This is a genomic window from Streptococcus plurextorum DSM 22810 (assembly GCF_000423745.1).
GTDB lineage: Bacteria > Bacillota > Bacilli > Lactobacillales > Streptococcaceae > Streptococcus > Streptococcus plurextorum.
The window spans coordinates 23,828-44,329 of sequence record NZ_AUIO01000011.1; the positions used below are offsets into that span (position 1 = coordinate 23,828).

At 43.6% G+C, this 20,502-nt stretch carries 25 protein-coding genes; 19 read left to right on the forward strand and 6 right to left on the reverse strand.

All coding sequences use genetic code 11. The features are described from left to right. Positions 1 to 52: 52 nt before the first annotated feature. A complete protein-coding gene (locus G575_RS0108165; protein WP_027972293.1) occupies positions 53 to 1,924 on the reverse strand; it encodes a heavy metal translocating P-type ATPase in 1,872 nt (623 codons plus the stop codon). Between the two features lie 115 nt (positions 1,925 to 2,039). Beyond that, complete coding sequence (locus G575_RS0108170; RefSeq protein ID WP_027972294.1) at positions 2,040 to 2,501, reverse strand: Fur family transcriptional regulator; 462 nt, start codon at positions 2,499 to 2,501, stop codon at positions 2,040 to 2,042. Positions 2,502 to 2,731: 230 nt separating this feature from the next. Between G575_RS0108170 and truA the strand changes: the two genes are divergently transcribed. The 13 genes from truA (at position 2,732) to G575_RS0108230 (ending at position 11,523) form a co-directional block, all read left to right on the forward strand. Beyond that, the gene (gene truA, locus G575_RS0108175; RefSeq protein ID WP_027972295.1) at positions 2,732 to 3,481 is read left to right on the forward strand and encodes a tRNA pseudouridine(38-40) synthase TruA; all 750 of its coding nucleotides are present in this window, start codon (positions 2,732 to 2,734) and stop codon (positions 3,479 to 3,481) included. Beyond that, positions 3,471 to 4,241, forward strand: coding sequence for a bifunctional hydroxymethylpyrimidine kinase/phosphomethylpyrimidine kinase (locus tag G575_RS0108180; protein WP_027972296.1), 771 nt, complete (start codon positions 3,471 to 3,473; stop codon positions 4,239 to 4,241). Before truA ends, G575_RS0108180 begins: the two co-directional genes overlap by 11 nt. After that, entirely contained in the window at positions 4,222 to 4,689 is a 468-nt protein-coding gene (locus G575_RS0108185) for an ECF transporter S component (protein ID WP_027972297.1), read from the forward strand. Before G575_RS0108180 ends, G575_RS0108185 begins: the two co-directional genes overlap by 20 nt. A 1-nt stretch (position 4,690) precedes the next feature. Continuing rightward, positions 4,691 to 5,254: a TIGR01440 family protein gene (locus G575_RS0108190; protein ID WP_027972298.1), complete on the forward strand. Its 564-nt coding sequence runs from the start codon at positions 4,691 to 4,693 to the stop codon at positions 5,252 to 5,254. Between the two features lie 112 nt (positions 5,255 to 5,366). Continuing rightward, a complete protein-coding gene (locus G575_RS11355) occupies positions 5,367 to 6,131 on the forward strand; it encodes a hypothetical protein (protein ID WP_027972299.1) in 765 nt (254 codons plus the stop codon). A gap of 119 nt (positions 6,132 to 6,250) precedes the next feature. Then, the gene (locus tag G575_RS0108200) at positions 6,251 to 6,682 is read left to right on the forward strand and encodes an Rrf2 family transcriptional regulator (protein WP_027972300.1); all 432 of its coding nucleotides are present in this window, start codon (positions 6,251 to 6,253) and stop codon (positions 6,680 to 6,682) included. Between the two features lie 79 nt (positions 6,683 to 6,761). After that, positions 6,762 to 7,763, forward strand: a complete 1,002-nt coding sequence (locus tag G575_RS0108205) for an NADP-dependent oxidoreductase (protein ID WP_027972301.1) — start codon at positions 6,762 to 6,764, stop codon at positions 7,761 to 7,763. Between the two features lie 25 nt (positions 7,764 to 7,788). Next, positions 7,789 to 8,634 (forward strand): alpha/beta fold hydrolase, encoded by an 846-nt coding sequence (locus G575_RS0108210; protein ID WP_027972302.1) that lies wholly within the window; start codon positions 7,789 to 7,791, stop codon positions 8,632 to 8,634. Next, a complete protein-coding gene (locus tag G575_RS0108215) occupies positions 8,627 to 9,496 on the forward strand; it encodes an SDR family NAD(P)-dependent oxidoreductase (protein WP_027972303.1) in 870 nt (289 codons plus the stop codon). Before G575_RS0108210 ends, G575_RS0108215 begins: the two co-directional genes overlap by 8 nt. After that, positions 9,489 to 9,656, forward strand: coding sequence for a hypothetical protein (locus G575_RS12460; protein WP_245562400.1), 168 nt, complete (start codon positions 9,489 to 9,491; stop codon positions 9,654 to 9,656). Before G575_RS0108215 ends, G575_RS12460 begins: the two co-directional genes overlap by 8 nt. Then, positions 9,644 to 10,699, forward strand: a complete 1,056-nt coding sequence (locus tag G575_RS11360; protein ID WP_245562402.1) for an oxidoreductase — start codon at positions 9,644 to 9,646, stop codon at positions 10,697 to 10,699. The genes G575_RS12460 and G575_RS11360 overlap by 13 nt, the downstream gene beginning before the upstream one ends. A 154-nt stretch (positions 10,700 to 10,853) precedes the next feature. Then, the gene (locus G575_RS0108225) at positions 10,854 to 11,102 is read left to right on the forward strand and encodes a hypothetical protein (RefSeq protein WP_027972304.1); all 249 of its coding nucleotides are present in this window, start codon (positions 10,854 to 10,856) and stop codon (positions 11,100 to 11,102) included. 52 nt (positions 11,103 to 11,154) lie between these two features. Beyond that, positions 11,155 to 11,523: a hypothetical protein gene (locus tag G575_RS0108230; RefSeq protein ID WP_027972305.1), complete on the forward strand. Its 369-nt coding sequence runs from the start codon at positions 11,155 to 11,157 to the stop codon at positions 11,521 to 11,523. Between the two features lie 27 nt (positions 11,524 to 11,550). On the opposite strand, the gene G575_RS0108235 is transcribed toward G575_RS0108230, so the two are convergent. After that, positions 11,551 to 12,099, reverse strand: a complete 549-nt coding sequence (locus G575_RS0108235) for a TetR/AcrR family transcriptional regulator (RefSeq protein WP_027972306.1) — start codon at positions 12,097 to 12,099, stop codon at positions 11,551 to 11,553. Between the two features lie 462 nt (positions 12,100 to 12,561). Between G575_RS0108235 and G575_RS0108240 the strand changes: the two genes are divergently transcribed. Continuing rightward, positions 12,562 to 14,403, forward strand: coding sequence for a glycerophosphodiester phosphodiesterase family protein (locus G575_RS0108240; protein ID WP_027972307.1), 1,842 nt, complete (start codon positions 12,562 to 12,564; stop codon positions 14,401 to 14,403). A 195-nt stretch (positions 14,404 to 14,598) separates the two neighbouring features. Here the strand turns inward: G575_RS0108240 and G575_RS12655 are convergent, their stop codons facing one another. After that, a complete protein-coding gene (locus G575_RS12655; protein WP_083958891.1) occupies positions 14,599 to 14,919 on the reverse strand; it encodes a GH36 C-terminal domain-containing protein in 321 nt (106 codons plus the stop codon). A 65-nt stretch (positions 14,920 to 14,984) separates the two neighbouring features. Between G575_RS12655 and G575_RS0108250 the strand changes: the two genes are divergently transcribed. Continuing rightward, positions 14,985 to 15,614, forward strand: a complete 630-nt coding sequence (locus tag G575_RS0108250) for an NAD(P)-dependent oxidoreductase (RefSeq protein WP_027972309.1) — start codon at positions 14,985 to 14,987, stop codon at positions 15,612 to 15,614. Between the two features lie 9 nt (positions 15,615 to 15,623). After that, positions 15,624 to 16,073, forward strand: a complete 450-nt coding sequence (locus tag G575_RS0108255) for an Rrf2 family transcriptional regulator (RefSeq protein ID WP_027972310.1) — start codon at positions 15,624 to 15,626, stop codon at positions 16,071 to 16,073. Between the two features lie 112 nt (positions 16,074 to 16,185). Here the strand turns inward: G575_RS0108255 and G575_RS0108260 are convergent, their stop codons facing one another. After that, on the reverse strand, positions 16,186 to 16,695 hold the full coding sequence (locus G575_RS0108260) for a TetR/AcrR family transcriptional regulator (RefSeq protein ID WP_027972311.1): 510 nt from the start codon (positions 16,693 to 16,695) through the stop codon (positions 16,186 to 16,188). A 140-nt stretch (positions 16,696 to 16,835) separates the two neighbouring features. Here G575_RS0108260 and G575_RS0108265 point away from each other — a divergent pair, with 140 nt between their 5' ends. The 3 genes from G575_RS0108265 to G575_RS0108275 are packed head-to-tail and all read left to right on the forward strand — an operon-like array spanning position 16,836 to position 19,584. Beyond that, positions 16,836 to 17,954 (forward strand): pectin acetylesterase-family hydrolase, encoded by a 1,119-nt coding sequence (locus G575_RS0108265; protein WP_027972312.1) that lies wholly within the window; start codon positions 16,836 to 16,838, stop codon positions 17,952 to 17,954. Positions 17,955 to 17,963: 9 nt separating this feature from the next. Continuing rightward, positions 17,964 to 18,983 (forward strand): alpha/beta hydrolase, encoded by a 1,020-nt coding sequence (locus G575_RS0108270; RefSeq protein ID WP_027972313.1) that lies wholly within the window; start codon positions 17,964 to 17,966, stop codon positions 18,981 to 18,983. Position 18,984: 1 nt separating this feature from the next. Continuing rightward, a complete protein-coding gene (locus G575_RS0108275; protein ID WP_027972314.1) occupies positions 18,985 to 19,584 on the forward strand; it encodes a DUF1349 domain-containing protein in 600 nt (199 codons plus the stop codon). Positions 19,585 to 19,634: 50 nt separating this feature from the next. Here G575_RS0108275 and G575_RS0108280 read toward each other — a convergent pair whose 3' ends face one another. After that, positions 19,635 to 20,465 carry a mechanosensitive ion channel family protein gene (locus G575_RS0108280; protein ID WP_027972315.1) on the reverse strand — a complete coding sequence of 277 codons (831 nt, stop codon included), beginning with the start codon at positions 20,463 to 20,465 and terminating at the stop codon, positions 19,635 to 19,637. Positions 20,466 to 20,502: the final 37 nt, after the last annotated feature.

Sequence of the window (20,502 nt, forward strand, 5' to 3'; positions counted from 1 at the left end):
CGTTTTTTAAAAAAAATAAAAGTAAAACCGCCAAGCAGCTGGCGGTTTGAAGCTATTTAAAATACAAGAGTCTCAACCCATTCAAAATCACCAAAATAGTAGATCCTTCGTGTCCGACTACTCCGAGTGGCAGGTTGATAGACTGGAAGAGGTTAGAAATGATAAGAAGGACAATGACAGACAGGGCAAAGATGATATTTTGCTTGATGATGCCCCGCATTTTCTTAGAGAGGCGGATGGAGTAGGGAATCTGGGTCAGGTCTTCCATGAGCACGATATCGGCTGACTCCATAGCGATATCCGTTCCGCTTCCCATGGCATAGCTGACATTGGCTTGGGCCAGGGCAGGAGCATCGTTGATACCGTCGCCTACCATACCGACAGACGCAAACTCGGTTTGCAGTTCTTGGATAACAGCAGCCTTGTCCGTCGGCAGACAGTTGGCAATCACACGGTCAATACCGACCTGACTCGCCACATAACGAGCGGTCTTTTCTTGGTCGCCCGTCAGGAGAATTGGCGTCACGCCCATCTCTTTCAACTGAGCAATCAGCTGCTTGCTCTCTGGCTTCAAACTATCTTCCACCATGAAGATTGCCGCCAGCAGATCATTTTGGCTGACATAGACCAGGGTTTTCCCAGTGCTTTCCGCCTCATCGATCTGTGCCAGCAAGTCAGCAGACAAGGGACTCACCAAACGATCCACCACAAAGCCCGCCTTACCGATTTTCCAGCTGTCGCCCTCATAGCCCGCCACCAAGCCTTTTCCGGTCACGTCTTCTAGGCTTTGGAGGGCAATAGCAGAGCTGTCAGTCGTATAGGTCATAAGAGCTTGAGCGATCGGATGGCTAGATTGTTTTTCAACTGCCTGAACAACCTGCTTGATAAGTTTTTCATCGCCAAGATAGGTTGCTCCTACAACCTCAGGTTTGCCAATGGTCAGGGTACCGGTCTTGTCAAAGACGATTGCCTCTAAATTGGCGATCTTGTCCGCAATATCGCCTCCCTTGATAATCATGCCCTTGCGTGCCGCACGGCTGATGGCAGAAAGTGTCGCCGGTGAAGAAGATGCTACAAGTGCACATGGAGAAGCAATGGTCAAGAGAATCATGCCACGGTAGAAGGCCGTCAACCAGTCCCAACCCATAGCAAAATGAGCAAAGAGGATAAAGAGCGGCACCACCACCAAGACAACCTTGACATAGGTATCTTCCATGTTTTCAATGAAAGTCGCCGTTTTTGATTTGGATTCTTGGGCATTTTCGACCATTTGAACGATTTTATCGAAGAGGGCATCGCCTTTTTCAGCTGTAACTTGAACGGTGACAGTTGGTCCTTGGTTGATAGTACCGCCGATAACAGTCGCACCAGCTGCTTTTTCCGCAGGAAGTGGCTCGCCTGTAATCATAGATTCATCGAAAATCGATTGTCCACTGATGAGAGTCGCATCCAGTGGCACAGTGTCACCCTTGCGAACTTGTAGGAGGTCACCGATGCGAATGTCGGCCGTATCCAAAACGGTGATGTCACCATTTTCCTCGATTTTACGAGCTGTTGGAGGTGTCATGTTCATCAAAGCGGCGATAGCATTCTTGCTCTTTTCCATAGCCAATTCTTCCAAAGTAGAAGAAAGGGAGAAGATGAAGATGAGCAGGGCCCCCTCCATCCAGTAGCCGATCAGACCAGAGCCGATAGCAGCCAAAATCATGAGGAGGTCGACCGACAGGTGCTTATCGAAAATCAGTTCAGAAATACCTTCCTTGGCAGACTGGTAGCCACCGATGACAAAGGCCAGAATGAAGAAGACAGGAGCCGAGCCTGAATTGCCTGCCTGGAGCAAGAAAATCCCTATTAGAATGAAGAGCAAGCACAGGCTGGTTGTCAGGATGTGAAGGTGTTGTTTTAGTTTGGTTATAAGAGTCATAGTTGTATCCTTATTTATAATCATTATTATTTAACTTGAGTTAATTATAACAGTTATAAATAAAAAGTCAACAATTTAGAATCATTTTAAATAAAAAAGACCCCTAGGGTCATTTTCACATGTTTTTCTGACAATCTGGGCAAATACCATAAACGGACAAGACTTCCTTGGTAATTTTGTAACCTGTTTGCTCATGGGCTTCGCGTTTGAGGCTAGGAATTTCCACGTCCATGAAGTCAGTGATTTTCCCGCACTTTTCACAGATGACATTAAGGTGCTCGTGGCCCATGAAGTCATAGTAGGTCGTTGGATCGTTGGTACGCTTGAGCTCGGTCACAAACCCTTCTTCTAAGAGCAGTTTGAGGTTATTATATACCGTGGCTAAACTCATATTAGGATAGTTTGGTAATAAATCCTTGTAGATCATCTCAGCACTAGGATGCTGGTCGCTTTCGATGATATAGGCGACGACTGCTTTTCGAGTCTCTGTAATCCGGACGCCGATTTCTTTTAAATGGGTAATCACATGGTCATAACTGGTTTGGTGTTCTCTAGTGAGATGGGAATGGAGTTCCATAGTTCTCCTTTCTTTAAATAGAAATATTCTAATTAATGTCACTGTTATTATACACCTTTTTCAGCAAAAGTGCTAATGGAAGTCTTAAAACAACTAGGATCGAGTCGTTAATCCTAGTCATTCTTTTTATAGAAAGGTTTGCAAAGCGGAGTAAGAAGCTTAAAACTGTGATAGCACAGTTTGTTGATTTTAAACTTGTCGTCTGATGAGGGCTGTGCTACAATCAGAACATGACAAGATATAAGGCGATTATTTCCTATGATGGAACACAGTTTTCGGGTTTTCAGCGTCAGCCCCATGCGCGTAGCGTCCAAGAAGAGATTGAAAAGACACTGCTAAAGTTAAACAGTGGCCAAGCAGTGACGATTCACGGAGCTGGACGAACGGATGCTGGTGTGCATGCGTATGGTCAGGTGATTCACTTTGATTTGCCACAGAGGCGTGATGTGGAGAAACTGCGCTTTGGTTTGGATACGCAGTGCCCAGAGGATATTGATATCGTTTCTATCGAAGAGGTGGCTGATGATTTTCATTGTCGTTACGCCAAACATAGCAAAACTTATGAATTTTTAGTAGATACGGGTCGTCCTAAAAATCCCATGATGCGAAACTATGCGACTCACTATCCCTATGCTGTCAATGTAGCTGATATGCAAGAGGCTATCAAAGATTTGGTTGGCACTCATGATTTTACGGGCTTTACAGCAACAGGAACGAGCGTGAGTAATAAAGTAAGAACCATTACCAAAGCAAGCGTTGAAAGAGATGTTAAGACTGGTTTTTTAGTCTTTACCTTTTCTGGCAATGGCTTTCTTTACAAGCAGGTTCGAAATATGGTTGGGACTCTTTTGAAGATTGGAAATGGTCGAATGCCCATAAGTCAGATTAAGACCATACTAGCCTCAAAGGACCGCAATCTAGCTGGTCCAACTGCTGCTGGTAATGGTCTATACCTCAAGGAGATTATCTATGAAGAGTAAGTATATTTTAGCCCTATCTGGTAACGATATTTTCAGTGGCGGAGGTCTACATGCAGATTTGACAACTTATGCTGTGAATGGTTTTCATGGGTTTGTGGCGGTGACTTGTCTAGCTGCTGTAACGGACAATGGCTTTGAAGTTTTTGCAACAGATAATCATCTCTTTCGTCATCAGCTCACAAGTTTGGAGAAGGTGCCTTTTTCTGGTATCAAACTTGGGCTCTTACCAAATGTGGCCATTGCTGAGCAGGCACTTGATTTTGTCAAAGCTCATCCAGACATTCCAATCGTTTTGGACCCTGTCTTGGTCTGTAAAGAAAGTCATGATGTTGAGGTATCTGCCCTGCGAGAGCAGTTATTAAACTTTTTCCCCCATGTCACTCTCATCACTCCAAATCTGGTTGAAGCAGAGCTATTGTCTCAAAGGAAGATTCAAAGTCTTGATGACATGAAAATTGCTGCACAAACACTCTTTGATTTGGGGGCTAAGCATGTGGTGATAAAAGGCGGTAATCGTCTAGACAGTGCGCGTGCCTTAGATCTTTTTTATGACGGTAAGGAGTTTGTGGTTCTAGAGAACCCGGTTCTTAAGGGGAATAATATCGGTGCTGGCTGTACTTTTGCGTCAAGCATTATCAGTCGGCTAGTGGCTGGAGAAAGTCCAAAACAGGCTGTTGCTACAGCGAAGTCTTTTGTTTTCCAAGCCATTCAACAATCAGATGATTATGGAGTGATTCAATTTGAGACGAGAAACAACTAGGAAACTGACGCTTTTGTCCCTTTTGACGGGGCTGACTTTGGTACTAGGTTCTTACTTTAAACTGCCTACAGGTAATGGAGTGACAACCTTGTTGGATGTTGGGATCTTTTTTACTGCCTTTTACTTGGGTAGGACAGAAGGGGCTATTGTTGGTGGTTTATCTGCCTTTCTATTTGATTTGTTAGCAGGCTATCCTCAATGGATGTTTATCAGCCTTTTAGCGCACGGCATTCAGGGGTATTTTGCTGGTTTTTCTGGGAAAAAAAGGATAGTTGGTTTAGTTGCGGCTACTGTGCTGATGGTTGGGATTTATTTTCTGGCATCAAGCCTTATGTATGGTGTGGTTGCTGCTAGTGCGGATCTTGTGACAAACATTATGCAGAATGTTGTTGGTATTGTAGGAGCTTATTTTCTCTACATAGGATTATCAAAAGTCAAGGAGCGTTGATATGGAATTACAACTGTTAGCAAACCAAACCAGAGACCTTATGCGAGATATCATTGAGCGCTCTGCTATTCAAAAGGGGCAGATATTTGTTCTAGGTTTGTCTTCTAGTGAGGTCATTGGTGGGCATATCGGTAAAAATTCCAGTCTAGAAGTCGGTGAAGTGATTGTTGAAACCATTTTGGATATTTTGACTCCCAAGGGGATTTATCTAGCTGTTCAAGGCTGCGAACACCTCAATCGTGCCTTGGTGGTGGAGCGGGAATTGGCAATCCAGAAGGACTTGGAAATAGTCAATGTCTTACCCACCCTTCATGCAGGTGGTTCAGGTCAGTTGGCGGCCTTCAAGTATATGAAGGACCCAGTGGAAGTCGAGTTTATCACCGCTCAGGCTGGTATAGACATTGGCGATACAGCTATCGGCATGCACATCAAGCACGTCCAAGTTCCGATCAGACCTAGTCTGCGTGAGATTGGTCAGGCTCATGTCACCGCTCTTGCCAGCCGCCCAAAACTAATCGGTGGAGGTCGTGCGGCCTATCAAGAAGACAAGATACGGAAGAATTAGTCACAACCAATCGGTTGTGATTTTTTTGAACTAAATCCTTGCCAAGTGGATTTTCTTATGTCAAACTTGTTCTTATAATTGATACAACAATAAATAAAAAGGAGATACTCTAATGACTAAAGAATGTGAAAAACGATTTTCAGTTTCTATTTTACTATGGATGAGAGAAGATAAACCACGCCAAGAGGGAATGGATTATTGGTCGGGTCCTCGCTCGCAGATTATTGCCTCGTCACCGGGATTGCTTGAATACCGCCAGCAACATTTGAGTGATACAGAACATAGTTTTTGGCCGAAAGCGACAGGCTTGGAGACGACTGTTCCAGGAGACCGTCGGATTGATGGCATTGCGGAAGTGACCTATCAGAAGTTATTGGCACCAATAGGCGGTCGCCGTCAGACTGCTCTTGCCTTTGAAGATGAGGTCAATGTTTTCCGTCGGACCTTGATGCACATGGGCTTCCCTTATTCATCACGCTGGTACCATACTGGTACTCAGGCACAAACCCAACTGCGTGATGTCCTTTACTTCCGTCGCAAAGATGGTGTGAAGAGCGACAGCTTCAAAACATTTGTTCAAGATGGACTCGCCAGTCAACTGGTGACAGTCCCTGGAGTAACGGAAGTACGGACACAGGTCTATCTTCCTTGGAATAAAGCGACTTGGAATACCCCAAATGTTGCCCATGACAATCCTAAAGAGGACCACCTTCATGCCTCCATCATCCTAGGTTTTGCGGATCAGGTGGCAAGAGAGGCCTTCTATGTCAACCTAGCTCCGCAGTTGAATGCAGAAGTGGTGCAATACGCCTCCGCAGTCCACGCCTATCATATAGAAAAAACCTTGCCATTTGTCCTAGACGGCAAACGCATGTAAGATAAGCGACTTCTTGGTCGAATGCTTTGTTAAAAAAAATCAAGCAAAAGACTTGCCAAGAAGTCTAGCTTATGGTAAACTTGTTCTTGTAAATGATACAAGAACAGAAAGGAGACAAGATGGATACAAAGTTTTCAGTAGCCCTTCATATACTGACCATGATCAGTGAGAGTAAGAAAATACTTAGCTCGCAAGCCTTGGCTGAGAGCGTTGGCACCAATGCCAGCTACATCCGCAAGGTGATTGCACTCTTGAAAAATGCAGGCTTAATCACTTCGCACCAAGGACGATCAGGCTACCAATTGAGCAAGTCCCCTAAGGATATTAGCTTATTGGAAATCTACCTTGCGACACAAGAAGTGGAGCATATTCGTCTATTTCAGATTCACCAGAATGCCAATCTTACTTGTCCAGTTGGGCAGCATATAGAAGGTGCAATGGTTCCCATCTTTTCCAGCGTTGAACAAGAACTGGAAAATCAACTCAGTCGTCAATCCTTGAATAATGTGATTGATAATCTCTATCAATCCGCACAAGAAACCCGAATCTGACCTCGGTCAGATTTTATAAAACTGAACATAGACCTGTAAGTGATACAGGAACAAACCAAAGAATAGAAAAGAGAACAACATGAAAGTAGCACAACACATATCTTATAACAAAAACAACATCACCCTTAACCTAACTGACATTGCTAAACCTCAAATCAAACCAAACCAAGTCCTTGTCAAAGTGACCGCAGCAGGCGTTAATCCATTGGATAACATGATTTCACGCGGAGATGTGAAATTGATTGTCCCTTACAAATTGCCCCAAACAGCTGGAAATGAAGTGGTTGGCTTGGTTGAAGAAGTAGGTTCAAACGTGACGACATTTGCAGCAGGTGACCGTGTCTTCGGTCGTCTTCCATTTGATAGTATCGGTGCTTTTGCTGAGTATGTAGCGGTTGAGGCTACAGCCCTTGCCAAGGTTCCTGCCTACTTGACAGATGAGGAAGCGGCTGCTGTTCCTTTGACAGCTTTGACCATCATGCAGGCCCTCGAGCTCATGGGTGCTGAGGCAGGCAAGACCATCTTCATCTCAGGCGGAACTGGTGGTGTCGGCGGTATGGCTATCCCGATTGCCAAAGCCAAGGGATTGACCGTCATTACTAATGGTGATGCGGCAAGTGCAGAGCGGGTGTTGTTATTGGGTGCAGACCAGTTTATCGATTACAAGACAGAAGATTACACCAAAACACTTAGCAATGTTGACTATGTCTTGGACACACTTGGCGGTGCAGAAACAGAGAAACAAATGTCAATCATGAAAAAAGGTGGACAGCTGGTTTCCCTTCGTGCCATGCCAAATGGTGAATTTGCCAAACGTATGAATTTGCCAAAATGGAAACAAATCTTGTTTGGCCTAGCTGGTCGTTCATTTGACAAAATGGCTAAAAAATACGGTGTTCACTACCATTTCATTTTCGTAGTGAGCAATGGTCGCCAGCTGCAAGAAGTAGCAGACATTTTCAGCAAGCTCGAAATCAAACCGTCTATCGATACAGTTTATCCATTTGAAGAAGTCAACGCAGCACTTGATAAGGTTGCCAACGGTCGTTCACGCGGAAAAACCGTCCTCAGTTTCAACTAAAACAATAGAATATACAAGGGAAATAATGTCTTATATTACAACTAAAAACCAATACATCACCGTTTCAAACAATAAAATCGCCTACCGTGAGCTCAGCAAGGGCAAGTCAGACATTCCTTTGGTCATGCTGGTTCACCTAGCTGCGACCTTGGACAACTGGGATCCCAAATTGCTGGATTTGCTGGCTGAAAAGCACCATGTGATTGTCCTAGACCTTCCTGGCGTAGGAGCTAGTCAAGGCAAGGTGGCTCCGACTATTCCAGGAATGGCTGAGCAGGCTGTTTCTATTATCAAGGCTTTGGGTCATGAGAAAATCAATTTGCTGGGTCTGTCTATGGGTGGTTTCATTGCTCAAGAAATCGTTCGTCTGGATAGTCAGCTGGTTAACCGTTTGATTTTAGCAGGTACAGGTCCTCGTGGTGGTTTTGAAGTTGATAAGGTGACTGGGAAAACCTTCCGCTACATGCTGAAGGCTGGTTTGGAGCGTGTGGATCCAAAACGCTACATCTTCTACAATCATGATGAAGCAGGTCGTTTGGAGGCAGAAAAAGTCTTGGGTCGTATGGGGCAAAGAAGTGCTGCTCATGCAGACAAGGACATGAATGTTCCAGGATTTTTGACTCAGCTGAAAGCTATCAAACGCTGGGGAAGAGAGCGGCAAGATGATATGACCTTTATCATCCAACCAACTCTGATCGTCAATGGGGATAAGGACATGCAAGTTCCAACAGAAAATTCTTACACCATGCATGAGAAGATCAAAAATAGCCAACTGATCATCTATCCAAATGCAGGTCACGGCTCGATCTTCCAAAATGCAGAGGATTTTTCGAAAGCCTTACTAGCCTTTTTGGAGGAAACTAATGCCTAAAACCATTTTAATCACAGGATCGACGGATGGAATCGGCAAACACCTAGCCATGAAACTAGCTAGTGAAGGCAATGAAGTGATCTTGCACGGACGAAATAGCGAAAAGCTCCGTGTAGCCCTCAGTGATATTCAACTAAAAACAGGAAATAAAAAGATTCACGGCTACCTTGCAGACTTTTCCAAGTTAGCAGATGTCTATCGTTTCAGCCAAGAGATTAAACGCGATTTTGAGCAGATTGATGTCTTGTTAAACAATGCAGGAGCTTACTTTGGTGATGCTCGCGTGGCAACGGCAGAAAATATTGAGATGACCTTTATGCTGTCTGTCCAAGTTCCGTATATCTTGACGACGGAATTGCTGCCCTTGCTGGAAAAAGCAGGAGGCAGGGTCATTCATACCTCTTCTTTTATGCGCCATTTTGCACAAACCAGAGGCTTGGATTTTGGTTTAGAGCAGAGCTATTCTGCAGCCATGGCTTACAATAATGCCAAACTATACACCATTTGGCTGGCCATTGCTCAGGCAGAGGCCTTAGAAAAGCAAGATTCATCTGTGACTGTCAATGCCTACCATCCTGGCTTGATTGCGACAAATTTGGGCAATGATGGGGTCAAACGCAACCTGAGAAGTCGGATTCTCACCAGTCTGATGAAACCATTTTCCAAGGATTTGGACCAAGGGATTGAAACAGGTTACTACTTAAGTCTGTCACCAGAGGTGGCTGGAGTATCAGGTCGTTATTTTGCGGAGAAAAGGTTGGCTAAGGTTAGCTTGAAAGGCTTTGATGTGGCAAAGAGCCAAGCCTTACTAGTCTATCTTGATAAGAAAATTCAAGTATTTAAGGAGAGCGACCGTGACTAAGATTTTGCTAGAAAACCTCCAACTGCCCAATGGTCAGGTCTTAGACAATCGCTTTTTCAAATCCGCCATGAGCGAAACCCTGGCAGATAGTCAGGGAGCTCCTTCAGATGACCTGATCGCCTTATACGATTTTTGGGGAAGCAGGGAATGGGTGTCCTAGTGACAGGTAATGTCATGGTAGACGGCCGCTACCTTGGTGAGCCAGGTAATGTAGTCCTTGATTCAGACGATCATCTGGCTCAATTTCGGAAATGGGCAGCCGTTGGGAAAAAGAATGGTGTGCCTATCTGGCTCCATCTCAATCACCCTGGCAAACAGATGTATCGGTCAATCAATCAAACTCCGATTGCACCCAGTGCCATTCCAATTTCTGTTGGCTCAGCTTCGGCCTTTCGTCCCCCGAGAGAAATGACCGTGTTTGACATCAAAGAAGCCAGAGATAAATTTATTGCAGCAGGCCTTCGGGCAAAAGCAGCAGGATTTACAGGTGTACAGTTACACGCTGCACATGGTTACTTGATCAATCAGTTTCTCTCGCCAGCAGATAATCAGCGGACGGACATCTATGGCGGAAGTCTGGACAATCGCATGCGATTCTTGGTGGAAGTCTATCAAGGTCTGCGTGACAAAGTGGGACCAGATTTTACCATTGCCTTGAAATTGAATGCTTCTGATTTTAAGGAAGAGGGCTTTGGTTTTGAAGATTGTAAGCATGTGGTGAAAACCATGTCTGACTTGGGTATCGACCTGATTGAGATTTCAGGTGGCAATTATGAGACACCTGTCTTTGGCAGTGAATATGAGAATGGTGCTGGATTTGTCACCTATGCCCTTGCTCTAGCAGATTTGACTTCTGTTCCCATTGTTTCAACAGGCGGTTTCCGAAAAGTCACTCAGATGGAGGAGGCTATCAAGGATGGTGTGTCCATGATTGGCCTTGCCAGACCCTTTGTTCTTCGTCCAAGTCTTGTCAATGATTACCGTCAAGACGGTGATGTGCAACTGACAACGCCTCGCCTGACAACAGGTCTTCCAAAACTGGATAAGGCCCTTGGTCCCATTATCGGTGTCAGTTATTACGAGGCCCAGATGAAACGCTTGGCCAAGGGAAAATCTGTCACCGTCAGTCAACATGCCTGGCCTTATCTTCTCCAAACCGTCAAGGCCCACGGTTTGTCTGCCTTGAAACCGAGGAGGAAGTAGAATAAGCTAGAAAAGATTTGAGAGTCCATCTCAGATCTTTTTTCGATGGATTAAGAAGAGGAAAATAAATCCGACACTTTTGTTAAAAATTGTCGTTCTCTAACAGTCATTATTTGGGTAAACTAAATACATCAAATGAAAGGAGGTTTGCTTGATGTCATTTTTAGAAGCAAACGAAAAAATAGCAGAGAAAGTTGTAGGTGCTCATAAGGCAATAGAAAAAACGGTTGTGGGAGGCTATAAGGCAACAGAAAAAGCAGCAGTTTCAGGTTTCAATACAATCTCAGATAAATTTATCGGAGCATTTTTTACAAAGGATAATGAAACAGTTGAGGAAGCAAAGGCCCGCATGTCTAAAATGGACTTTAATCAACCTAACTCATCTAAGGGTGATGACAAGTAAGCAAGAGTAGATTTTCTTGCTAACCATACTAAATAAGAAGAAAAGGAATATTATGAAAAAAAGAGATTTTATCAGTTTGATTGCTTATACGGTGAGTTTATTGGTCTTAGCTTTAGGGATGTGCTTTTATACCTTGCCAGAATGGAAAATGACTACCCTAGGGATGCCCTTATCGGTAGCCGGTCTGCTATTACTTGCACTATCTTGGGTTCTGCAGAGGAAGTTAGCAGGTAAAGGGGCTCCTAAGTTTGATTGGAAACAGATTGTTAAAGTCATCTACTGTGTTTTTGCCTTGTTGGTTTTTGGTGGAGGCTTCGCCTTTGTGACAACCGGAAATTTTGTCCTCGGTCTTATTTTAGGCCTTGTTGGTCTCGTATTAGTGATTGGGATGATTCCTGTAACTGTTGGCTTAAAAAATTAAAGAAAACCTGAGGGATGCCTCAGGTTCTTATTGCTTTCTAGAGATACAGATTTGGATAATGTCAGCCATCTCTTCAATCGATTCAGCACAGCCATTTCTCACCCACTTGGATACGACTTGTGTTATGCCTGCCAGAAAGAAGCTAGATACATAGGCAATTTGTGCTGGATTTTGAATTCCCTGAGAATGAAAACGAGGGGTAAAAATCGTTGCTAGCAAGTGTTCAAAGCGTTCCTTGTGGTGAAAATCTAATTCGTGATGAAGATAAATCTGATAAATTTTCTGGTGGTCTTTTACAAATTGTAGGTAGGGAATGAGGTAGGCATCCCCTGTTAGATCGGTTTCAATTGGTAGACTGTTAGCGGGATAAGATTGGAATTCAGCTAAGAAAAGTTGGGTAAGGTATTGATAAGCATCCTCTAACAAGTCAAATTGATTGTCATAATAATGGTAAAAAGTAGAGCGATGTACCCCAGCCTCCTTGCAAATTTTACTAACCGAAATGCGTTCAAAATCTTCCTTGTCTAAGAGAAAAATCAATGCTTGCTGCAGTTTTGTTTTGGCTGATTCAGTCATAGAGTCCACTCCCTTGGTTTCATTACTTACTAGTTTACCTCAACATCCAGTTTGAAACAAGTCGCTTTTACTACTTCGTTTCATCTATGACAATTGATACAACTGACAAGTTTCTCCAAATCCCTAACTTCTTCTTGGATGAATTTAACTGACTAGCAAACGGCCTGTCAGCCTTGAAGCTGAGGAGGAAGTAGAATAGACTAGAAAAGATTTGAGAGTTCATCTCAGATCTTTTTTCGATGAATTGAGAAGTGAAAAACCAAATCCGACATCAATCCAGGTTGCATCTTCGCCCAGGCTATTTTGTAACTCAATTCAAAACCAGAAGTTCAAAAAGCTTTTGGTTTTCTTTTCAATCCATAGACATTTTCACAATTTTTTGGAAAAAGCAGAGCTGAAAAGTAGGTTTGCCTCATAACCAAGGCTTGTGGTACAATAACAAAAAAACTTTTCGGAGGAGATATGACAACAGGAAAGAATGTTTCAACTAGTTGGGCCTTTCGTGGTCGGATCGTCTGGCTTTTCACTAAATACCAACTGCTGAGTAAGGGGCTACTAGCTCTAGTTATTTATCCCTTGTATTCCTTTGCCATTGATACTTTTTTAGCTTTATCAGGGCGGACAGGGATTTCCAGTGGGGACTATGTGTCCTTTCTCTTGAGCTTCCAAGGGATTGGCTTTCTTTTGGCGACCTTGGTCATGATGGTGATTTTGATTGGTTTAGATGTCAATACCTTTATCTTGACTAGTGCTCTTATAAGGGAAGAAAAGATTGAAATGACCGCTCGGCACATGCTCTGGCTGGGCTTGACCTCCCTCAAGTCCCTCTTTAGTCCAGCGGGCCTCTTGCTCATGGTCTATGTATCCTTGATCTTCCCGCTCTTGGGCTTGGGTGTCACCATTGGCCCTATGCGGCAGTTCCAGATTCCCAACTTTATCACTTCGGTGATTTATGCCAACTCTCTTTATCTATCGCTTTATATAGGAGTTCTCCTGATATTGGCCTATCTGAGCTACCGACTGATATTCACCTTCCACTATGTCCTCATTGGTGGGAAAACGATCGGTTCAGCTATTCGCTCCTCTCTTGATTTGACAAAGAAATACGGTCGGGCTCTCATCAAGCGGCTTGTTGGGATTTTTGTGAAAAATGGGCTTGTCTACTTTTTACCTCTCTTTGTTGCTTTGGTAGCCCTGCTTGCCTATGTTTTGGTCAGTCAGGCAGAGCAGACAAATCAAAGCCGTTTGTATCTCTTGTTTATCCTCCTCGTAGTCGTGGATATTGTCAGCTTTCTAACCTTTCTCTTTCCGCCGATGATGATTTACCGAGTGACGGATGCCTTTTATGATTACGAAGAGGCTGAGGGACAGACTCCTGCGGTCACACTTTCGACCAAGGCCAGTAAGTGGCGGGAGGATATTCTACCGACCATTCGCCTGCGTACCAAGTTTTTGGTGACCAGCTTGATTCTCTTTATCTTGGCAGGAAATTTTGGCTTTGCTTATTTGTTGGTGCAGCATTTTGATACGATTTTCCGTGTAAATCGTGAGATTGCCTTAGTCGCCCATCGTGGTGGGGGTGACCTGGGTGCTGAAAATACGGTTGCAGGTATTTTAGCAGCTGCGGAGGAAGGGGTGGCCTGGTCTGAGATTGATATTCAACGGACCAAAGACGGTCACTATATCCTCAACCATGACGGTGATTTCAAGCGTGTTGCTGGCGACAGCCGTAGTTCTAGTGAGATGACTCTGGCTGAAATCCAGAACTTACAAGTTGCGGATGCTTTTGACAGTAGTCGTCCAGCCCAGCCTGTTCCTACGATTGAGGAAGTTATTGAAGCTAGCAAGGGCAAGATTGGCCTCTTTATCGAGTTAAAAGGAAAAACAGCCGACAAGCAAATGGTGGATGACATTGTTGCCATGGTCAAGGCCTATGGTGTTGAAAAGGAAGTGGCTCTGCTGTCTTTGGACTACAAGCTGATTACCTACATCGAAGAAACCTATCCTGAGATGGTGTCTGGCTATCTCTATTACTTCTCCATCGGTCAGACAGAAGACTTACAGGGCGATTATCTGATTATGGAAGAGGCCGAAGCTAGTCCAGAAAAGGTTGCAGACCTGAAAGCCCAAGGCAAGAAAGTCATCGTCTGGACAGTCAATACAGAAGAATCCATCCAACGCTTTGTCAATTCGGAAGTTGACGGTATCATCACGGATTACGTTCTGGATGTCAAGGCTGGCATCAAGGCGCGTGATGAACGGACAGATTTTGAAGTCATTGTAGATTCGGTTCTGGGGGAATAATCTAAGCGGTAAAGGTATAAAATAGCCAGTACAAATAGCCATGAAGAAGTTCTCATGTACACAAAAAAGACTTAGATTAACTGAACATCAGTTGTCTAAGTCTTTTTGTGTGCTCTAATAAACAGGTTTTGATGTAGGTCACTTTCAGCCTGCTACACTCTAGGAGTGCTTGCACCTCAGATACTTGTCTGAAAGCTAATTCTTCCGACGATATAACTCCAATACATAAGACTGAAAATCACTGGCTGCAAATGGGATATGAATACCCGAATGGACCAACTCAACTCCAGAAAATTCTCTTCCAAACTGGTCTACATAGTCTGCATCTTGGTCAAGATATGGAATCTTAATAATGGTATGATGCTGAGAGACCTTGAAGATATTTCTAAAGTTGAACTGTCGATGAGAAGTGGCTCGAGGCTTGAACTCGGCCTCTTTTTTTCTGCGATAAATGAACCTGCCAACAATTTTTGAAAAGTTGTAACAAAACTGTTGACAACTATTGGAAGTTAGGATATACTAGTGTACGTAAAGTTGTAACGAAACAATTTACAACAAAAAACATTTCGGAGGAAAATAAAATGAAAATAGCAGTAGTAGCAGCAAATGGTAAAGCAGGTAGCTTGATTGTGAAAGAAGCGGTAGCACGTGGTTTTGAAGTAACGGCTATCGTTCGTGATGAAAATAAGACAGTCGCACAGCAGGTTCTTCAAAAGGATGTTTTTGACCTGACAGCTGATGATGTGATTGGTTTTGATGCGGTAGTGGATGCAGTAGGTGCCTGGACAGCAGACACTGTACATGTGGTTCCTGACGCAGCCAAACATTTGGCGGCTATCCTAAAAGATTCACAAACACGTTTGCTTGTGGTTGGTGGAGCAGCAAGCCTGTATGTTAATCCAGAACATACCTTGACTGTGGCAGATGTGACAGAGTTTCCAGCGGAAGTATTGCCTGTGCTAAATGCTCACAAGGAAGCACTTGAGGCCCTTCGTCAAGTAGATGATGTCAACTGGACCTATGTAAGCCCGGCAGGTGATTTTCAAGCAGACGGTGAGCGAACAGGTCGCTATATTCTTGGCGGTGAAGAGTTGGTCTTGAACAGCAAGGGAGAAAGCGTTATTTCCTATGCAGATTATGCCATTGGTATGATTGACGAGATTGCATCTGGTGATCATCTCAAAGCTCGTATCAGCCTTGTCAGTGAGTAGAAGAGTTCTATGCAGATCTCAAATAAATTTACCATTGCCATTCATGCCTTGGCCTTTATCCATCTCTTTCAAGACCAGCAACGTGTCACCAGCAAGGTTTTGGCAAACAGTATTCAAGCCAATCCCGTTATCATTCGCTCGGTTCTATCTGGTTTGAAGGAAGCGGGAATTGTAGATGCCAAGCAGGGTAGCGGCGGTTTTCGTTTGGCAAAGCCACTTGATGACATTAGCCTTTATGACATCTTTGTTACGGTTGACAATATCGATAAGAAAGGCTTGTTTAATTTTCATGAAAATCCCCATCCCGACTGTATCGTGGGGGGAAATATCCATGCTGCTGTGGATGACAAACTCGTCCAAGTCCAGACAGCTATGGAGAAAGAATTGAAAACTATGTATATGTCTGATGTCCTGGTTGACCTAGAAAAAGCCATTGAAGAAAAAGTGAAAAGGACTTAAATTGTCATCTTTTCACAATGACCACTATATACAAAAAAAGACTTAGAGTGACTTAACATCAGTTGCCTAAGTCTTTTTGCTTGGTCTGGTTAAGAACGTTGACAAGCTTGCTCTATTGCTCACCCATCAACCGCATGATGTCATCAGGGCTTTCCTTACAGCCTCTAGCAACCCAGGTTTTAAGCACTCGGAAAAATCCTCCTACGATAAATTGCAGGTGAAAATCATCAGTCAAGTCCCCCAGTCTTTCTTTGAAATAGCGATCCAAGACCTCCTCGAGCAAGTAGTCCAAATGGTTGGCTGTCAATAAGCGAATCTTATCCTGCTGCTCATACCAAAAGTCAAAAAATTGCCGTAAAGCTAGTAAGAGATGAGCATCTGACCAATCCGACAAGTCAATCTGCCGCTCGGTCAACCAGGCTTGCAATTCCAAGTTGAAGGACCGTTCGAGCACCTCTTCCTTATTGGAAAAGTTGCGGTAAAAAGTTACTCGACCGATACCGGCTCGCTCCACCAACTCTGACACACTAATCTTTTCAAAGGATTTGTCTTCCAATAATTCCCACAGAGCCTCAATCACACTCTCCACAAATAATGATTCTTTCCGCTTCACTCTTTCCATGCGAAACACTTCCTTTCCTTTGTTTCCTTTTGGGCAAATAGCAGAGCTGGGACTAGTTTTTCCACTGTTCATCTGCTATACTGATGAAAACGAAACACTTGTTTCCAAAAATATACCATAAAGGACAGAAAAAAGAAAGTATGAAAAAAGTTTGGAAAATAGTAGCAGCTGTAATAGCCACCTTAGCTTTGTTTGGTTTTATTGCCTATAAAATGACCTTTGGCTGGTCCGCTCCTGAGCTTGTTGACCAGACCCCACAAGTGAATGAATGGTACCGCCTCAGTCCCGAAGGGGTTGTAGATTCTCAGGGAAATCAGGCACACGGCCTGCTTCGTATCGGTAAAGAGAAGAATAAGGTAATGGTCTATTTCTTCGGCGGTGGTGTCAGTATCAATGAAGAGACTGCTAGTGGTGGCACACGTTATTTTGCGACCACAACTGGCCATCAAGATTATGTCGCAACTTGGGGAATTGGAAGTCCGCAGGAAGACAATCCATTTAAGGACTGGACTATGATTGTGCTTCCGTATGGGACAGGAGATTTTCATGCTGGCACACAGAATTTTACTTACGTAGATGATAAAGGTAAGGAACAAACGATTTATCATCAGGGTTATAATAATTTGTCAAGTATATTAGCAGCAGCCAAGCCGCACGTTGGCAATCCCGATACGCTTCTGGTAACTGGATTTTCAGCTGGCGGATTTGCGACCTCACTGCTAGCGGATGATGTCATTTCTCATTTTCCGACAGCGAAAAATGTCACCGTTGCAGTGGACAGTTCTTTTTTGAGACATGATAACTGGAAAAGTATTGCGGAAAATGTCTGGAAAACGCCGACTTCTATTAGTGACCGCCTGCATTCAGACAATATTGTTCTAGATAGCTTAGTAGCCCTCCATGAGAAACGCGGGGATAGTGTTAAGATATTGTTTGATATTTCCTATCGAGATGGAGTTCTTCAGCAATATCAGGCCTATATTGACCAAGGGAAACTAGCAGATGCAACAGAAGAGAGTAGTGAGCATTTTCAAAAAGAACTTAAAAAAATGATTCAAGAACTGCAATCTAAGATTGATGGCGTGGGTATTTTTGTCTGGAATTATGGGCAAGATGAAAAAACTACCGCTACTCAGCACACCACCATTAACTTCTCAACATTCTTTACTCCTATGTCTCAAGACAAGAGTGTGGCAGAATGGCTGGATGATGCGGTTAACGGAGAGGTAAAGAGTTACGGGTTAGAACTATTAGATTAGGAGAACAAGATGAAAAAATTCAAAAAAATTATCTTATGGACCCTTGGGATTGTAGCTAGTCTTGGTCTCATTGCCTACGTGTCGGTTACCAATCATCCGCGGTTGATGGTCGGTGTCATTCAATCGTTTATGTACAAGGAGAGTTCACCGAACTCTTACAGTCCTCTTTATGATCCCATTGATGGTCTGAAAGAGAATGGTCAGTATCTGAAAAGTGAGATTGCCTATAGCAAGGACTATCCTAACAGCTTTTTAGATATTACCTATCCAGACCAAAATCTTGAAGCTGACCGTCCAACTCTCTTCTATTTCCACGGTGGTGGATTCTTTGGAGGTGGCAAAAATATGGGGGATCCTCTGGCAGCCAGCCAAGCCACCTATCTCATTGACGATATCGTGTCAAAAGGGTATAATGTGGTCAATGTTGACTATGCTCTTGTACCAGATCATCATTTTCCAACACCTGTGATTCAGATGAATCAGGCTATCGCTTACATAAAGGAACATGCCGAAGAATATCACTTGAACATGGATAATGTCGTCTTAATGGGCTCATCTGCAGGTGCTATTATGGTAGCACAATACGGTAGCCTCTTAGCCAACAATGATTACGCTCAGCTATTGAACATTGAACCAAGCATTGCAAAAGAACATGTCAAAGCTCTGGTCATCGATGATGCTCCCTTAGATTACGCCAAGTTTAGCTTAAGCACGAAGCTCTTGGTTGGAAATTATGTTTCAGAAACCATTTATCTAAGTGAGGAAGAAATCAATGCCTATAACCCGATTTCCCATGTGAATAAAGACTACCCAGCAAGTTTCCTTCTGGGAAGCGAGTATCGGACAGATATGGTGTCGCTCAATAAGGCCTTGAAGCAAGCGGGAGTTGAAAATGAATTGGTCGATCCTTTAGCAGAAGAAGGGCTTGAAAAGCCACATGGTTTTGTGGCGAATTTACGAAATGACCCGGTGTCTGCCAAAGCATTTGAGCGGATGATGACTTTTATAGATGAACGAACTAAGGAGTAACATGAACACCAAGAATTTTTACTGGGTACGAGAGCCAGAAAACTATCAGATTTCGGATAAAGAAATCCGAATCACGACCCAAGCTCATACGGACTTGTGGCAGAAGACCTATTACCATTTTGTCAATGATAATGCTCCCCTGCTCTTGATGGACACGGAGGAAGAGTATTTTTCCTTTACGGTTAAGACGGATTTTTCCAACAGCCATACTCGTTTTGACCAGTGCGGCGTCGTGGTTTATCAGGATTCGGAAAACTGGATTAAGGGCTCTATTGAGTATGAAAATGAAGATTTTCAGCATTTGGGCAGCGTTGTGACCAATCAGGGCTTTTCAGACTGGGCGACCCAGGAAATTCCTGCTTCTGTCAAGTCAATCTACTACCGTTTGAGCCGACGGGGCAGTGATTTTTGTATTGAAAACTCCAAAGACGGTATTCATTTTGAGCAAATGCGGATTTGCCACCTGCACCAAGGCGGCGGTAAGATTCGTTTTGGTATCTATGCCTGCTCGCCAGAAGACTCTTCTTTTGAAGCTGTCTTTACAGAAATGAGTTTGACTGACTGCAAGTGGTTGGCCCACGACGGTCAGCAACCAGATTGACATTTTAAAGACTAAGTCATGGATAAGAATATAAAAAAGCTAAGAACAACTTAGCTTTTTGTTGTTGGTATAGTGTTAGCGGTCGGCATAGCGATATTGGCCTTAACCAGAGCTTCTTGATATAAGCGATAGAAGCGTGAATAGATGTGATTTTGCTGGCCGTTTTGGACAAAGATGTCTACGCGGTAAACAAACTGTCCGTTAGGCAAGGTTCGTGGACCGATGAGTGTTGGTGTACCAACAATTTCAGGATATTTTTCAACTTGTTGAGCATTAACTTCCTTAATGATTTTACCAATTTGTTCCAAATCGCTATGGGCAAAGATTGGCAAATCAATTTGTGCCCGCATGTCGCCTCGGGACTTATTGCTGACGATGGTAATATGACGGTTGGGGATAAAATGAAGCGTGCCATCAAATCCCCTAATTTGTGTTGTTCTGATACCAATACTAGAGACATTCCCTGCAATGGTTTCGATTTCAACAGACTCTCCAACATCAAATTGATTTTCCAGCAGAATGAAGAAGCCGTTAATGACATCTGATAAAAAGCCTTGTGCACCAAGTCCCAGAGCAACCCCGGCTAGCCCAGCTCCAGCTAGAAGGCTAGAGACAGGGATTCCGATAATGGTCAGGACCCAATAAATCAAAATGAAATAAAGAGCATAATTGAGCATGCTATTCAGGAGTTTTGATAAGGTTTTCTGACGCGCAGGCTTGGTCTGAGAGAGAGACAAGGATTTATCAATAGTCTTTTTAAAAATCAGATTAAGCAAGCGTTTTGCAATCGCAAACACAATCAATAGCAGCAATAAGGAAATGGCTTTGGTAACCAGTGTTTCTAAATGCCAGTTGGCAAAGTATTTTTCAATCGTAGTCATATCCTTAGTTTACCAAAAAGTATCGTAAAAAACTTTT